The following is a 3,530-nucleotide window of genomic DNA, read 5'->3' on the forward strand; positions in this document are numbered from 1 at the left end:
ATGTTACTGCTCTTCTGAAATGTCCCGTATCTGATCTGGTCTGATGTCCGGAAACTGCTCATCTTCGTGTCTCCGGAAAGAATTGATGTTCGGACTGATAAAGCTCGGTTTCCCGAGCTTTATCTGTTTCATCTGGATCTGGTTCTGGTTCTGGTCTTAATTGCTTCGCGATAGATATTCGGATGGTACTGCGTCATCTTTCCGGAAGCGTATTTCTTCATCTCCCTAATGTATCCAGGTTCATCAAACGGATCTCTTCCGCGATAGAATTCCTGAATGTAACTGTCATAGGAGATCGGAACAGTCTGCGGATACAGAGCCGAGAATATATCATCCTGCAGCCCATCTCTGTATTCCGGCCTGATGTAGCGCATCAGCAGTCTCCTCAGTGCTATGATCTCCAGATTCTGATCTTTGATGGATTCGATCAGATCGTCGATAAGCATCTGATACATGATGTTATCCCGATTGTATTCTCTGCAGATTCTCTTTTCCGGGCAGTATTCGCATATGCCGTGGCATTCAATTTCTTCAGTCATGGTTTTCTCCGAAAGTAAGCATTTCGTGCTGGGTTACATGCTGTACAAGGTGTTCATCAATCAGCTTCTGCCGCTGCTGACTTGCATAGGTAAGACATTTATCACAGACCCGGTTGATGATTCTCGGAATTCCGGTAGAGGATTTGCAGATTTCCTCTACTGCCTTTCCTGTAAACAGAGGATTACTGATCCCTGCATAGTGCAGATTGGAATCGATGTACATCTGGGTCTGCGACAGATCCAGATGCGGAAGAATGCAGGTAATATCGATTCTCTGCCTGATTGCGGCATACCGCTTATAACGCAGCTTCTGGTCCCAGAGTTCATTCTGGCCGACCAGAATCAGGGCCATCTGGCTCTCAGAATCAAAGGCGGAGTTCAGCAGGAACCTGAACTCTTCCAGCGTTTCCTTTTCCAGCAGATGGGCTTCATCAAGAACGCAGACGACTTTCCGGTGTTCCTTGGTACGGATGATTTCAATCTGCTTCTGCAGTAATCGCTTTGCGTCTCCTCTGTAGAATCCTGCTTCCAGGCCAAGCTGATCCAGAAGGCTCTTGTACAGCCATTTCGGCGTCAGCTTTGAATCAGATACGTAGAGCAGAATATATCGGTCTTTCGGCAGATTATCATTGAATCTGCGGATCAGGGTGGATTTGCCGCATCCTGCATCTGACGTCAGTACTGCAAACAGCTGCCGGTCTGCCGCATAGTTCAGCCTTGCGAACGCTTCAGCCATTGCCGGAGATTCATATAATTCTTCGGAAGGAATGTTTCTGACAAACGGTGTCCGTTTCATTCCATAGAACTCTTCATACATGGTTACTCACCGTCCTTTCTGTAGCTGCTGTAGGAAATTGCGTCTGCCAGCTTGCCCTGTGTTTCCTGGTATCTCTTCTCTATGACATCAAGGAATCTGGAAGTTGAAGGAACGGCATCCGTCATGGCTTCCGGAACAGCAGGATCCTTCGCACAGAAGGAACCGATGGAAACAGGTTTTGCAGTAAATGGCTCCATCTCCTTGTAATGAATGGTGATATCAGTATCTGCTCTGGGATCATAACTGATCTCAACCTGTGCTCCGATGAGAGATGCCCCGGCTTCATATTTCCTGCCTTTGAAACTGATGAGTCCGCCGCGGTCTACGATTCTGCTCTCATGGAATCGGAATGCTTCACCGACGATGTCTTTGTCCAGGAAGACCAGCTGGCGGGTATCACGATTCCATTCCTGCAGAGGGGTGATTCCTTCTGACGGTACCTGGCGATTCAGAGAAAGGTAATATTCCCGGATCCCCTCATGCGGTTTCTTGTGATAGTACTCCTCGACGAAGATCTTCCACAGCCGGTTGATCTCATTCAGACTGCTGATTTTCTTCAGCTTCACCTCGGCAATGAACTGATCTACGGTCTGATGAAATCGTTCTATGATTCCCTTACTTTTACCGCTGTAGGGCTTTGCACGGATCAGGCGGATCCCCAGCTTTGCGCAGCTGGTCCGGAGCTGGCCTGATACATAGACACTGCCGTTATCCGTATAGCATCTGTCAAATGTTCCATAGTTCAGAATCGCTTTCCGGAACACGTCTGTAACTGCATATTCGTCTTCCTTCTCGTACCATTCGCTGGCCAGAATATACCGGGAATGATCGTCTATGATCGATGACAGATATGCAGTTTTCTTCTTCCCGTCTGCAGAGACCAGGATGCCGACCCCGTATTTGATATCTGCCTGGGCAAGCATCATCCGATGAGGCTTGCAGAATCGCTTCACAGCAGTCGTGCTCCGCTGATCTTCACGATACTTCTTCATCTGTTTCTCTCCGAATCCTGCTGCGTACAGATGACGCTGAAGAGTAGATCTCTTCAGCACGCCTTCCGGAGCTTTTCTTTCTCCCTCCAGGATCGTAATGATCTGGCTGACAGATCTTGAAGGCACTTCTTTCTTCAGGATGATCGCTTCCTGCACGTATTCGGAGTAATTCTCCGGAAGACGCCGGTCAATTGATCCTTTCCGCGACTTCGGCATCAGACCTGAAAAGCCTTTGCTTCGAAAGGCTGATTCATATCTCCGGATTGTCTTCACGGATATGCCGTTATCATCCGCAATTGTTCTACGGGTCGCTGTTTTCCTGGCAGAGTCCAGGGTCTGATCCATCAGAGGGGCTATCATCTGGAATCTTCTCAGTGCCTCTGCATTCTGCCAATCTTCGGTTTTCGGGCTGCTCATTGTGCTGCTCCTCCTTCTGAGAAGAGGGTAGCTCAGATCCCGGAAGACATCCTGACAGAACAGGTGCACTGCCATTTGGAAGAGAAGAGCCGAAATTGATGATGGCACGATAGATTTCTGAAAGCCATCCGCCTCTGCGTTTCCTGAAGTCTTCGAGTAATGAAACGACTCCATCCCGCAGGCTTGATCCGGAGGAGTCAAAGTGTGAGAAGATGGAATTCAGATTTCCATCAATCTGCTGTCTGTTCTCTTCTTCCCATGACTTCCAGCGGCTGAATGTCCGCTCGCATGGGTATTCGCCTACATCAGAATCTCCGAAGTGAATGACATCATCAACTGCTTCTTCGATGATAATCGATTCATATCTCCGGTAAGGAATGCAGAAGTCAGGCAATTCTCTATGAATGTGGCTGCACGAGGAATTTGTGCACTTCAGACGTCTGATGAGATAAGTCGTTATTCCGCCATTTGTGCCTCTTACTTTACGCTTTACCGAATCACGCGCCAGTAGTTCCGACCGGCATACAGGACAGACGCAGGTCTCATTACTCTTTACTAAAAAGACTCTGACCTTCTGCAGAGATTTCTTCTACATCAAAATCTGATATAATGACCATGGTTTTAATACCAGGTCCCAGAGTGTTTATCGCCCAGATAAAAGGTCACTCCGGGACTTTTCCTTTCTCAATTAATGCCCATTATAAAGAGCAGCCCAGGGACAAACAACCTGAGCTGAAGATTGACATCATATTAGAGGCGTAACAC

Annotated in this window: 4 protein-coding genes; all 4 read right to left on the bottom strand. The window is 47.9% G+C overall.

Annotated features, from left to right (window positions below):
* Nucleotides 1-128 precede the first annotated feature (128 nt).
* Genes FYJ51_RS13325 through FYJ51_RS13985 form a run of 4 tightly spaced genes read right to left on the bottom strand, consistent with a single transcriptional unit; the run spans nt 129 to nt 3,345 of the window.
* A complete protein-coding gene (locus tag FYJ51_RS13325; RefSeq protein WP_154506010.1) occupies nt 129-539 on the bottom strand; it encodes a hypothetical protein in 411 nt (136 codons plus the stop codon).
* Nucleotides 532-1,335 (bottom strand): ExeA family protein, encoded by an 804-nt coding sequence (locus tag FYJ51_RS13330; RefSeq protein ID WP_205946346.1) that lies wholly within the window; start codon nt 1,333-1,335, stop codon nt 532-534. The genes FYJ51_RS13325 and FYJ51_RS13330 overlap by 8 nt, the downstream gene beginning before the upstream one ends.
* 23 nt (nt 1,336-1,358) lie before the next feature.
* Nucleotides 1,359-2,765: a DDE-type integrase/transposase/recombinase gene (locus FYJ51_RS13335; protein ID WP_154506012.1), complete on the bottom strand. Its 1,407-nt coding sequence runs from the start codon at nt 2,763-2,765 to the stop codon at nt 1,359-1,361.
* Complete coding sequence (locus tag FYJ51_RS13985) at nt 2,650-3,345, bottom strand: DUF6431 domain-containing protein (RefSeq protein ID WP_408022624.1); 696 nt, start codon at nt 3,343-3,345, stop codon at nt 2,650-2,652. The genes FYJ51_RS13335 and FYJ51_RS13985 overlap by 116 nt, the downstream gene beginning before the upstream one ends.
* Nucleotides 3,346-3,530: the final 185 nt, after the last annotated feature.

This window comes from Stecheria intestinalis, from assembly GCF_009696165.1.
Taxonomy (GTDB): Bacteria; Bacillota_I; Bacilli_A; order Erysipelotrichales; family Erysipelotrichaceae; genus Bulleidia; species Bulleidia intestinalis.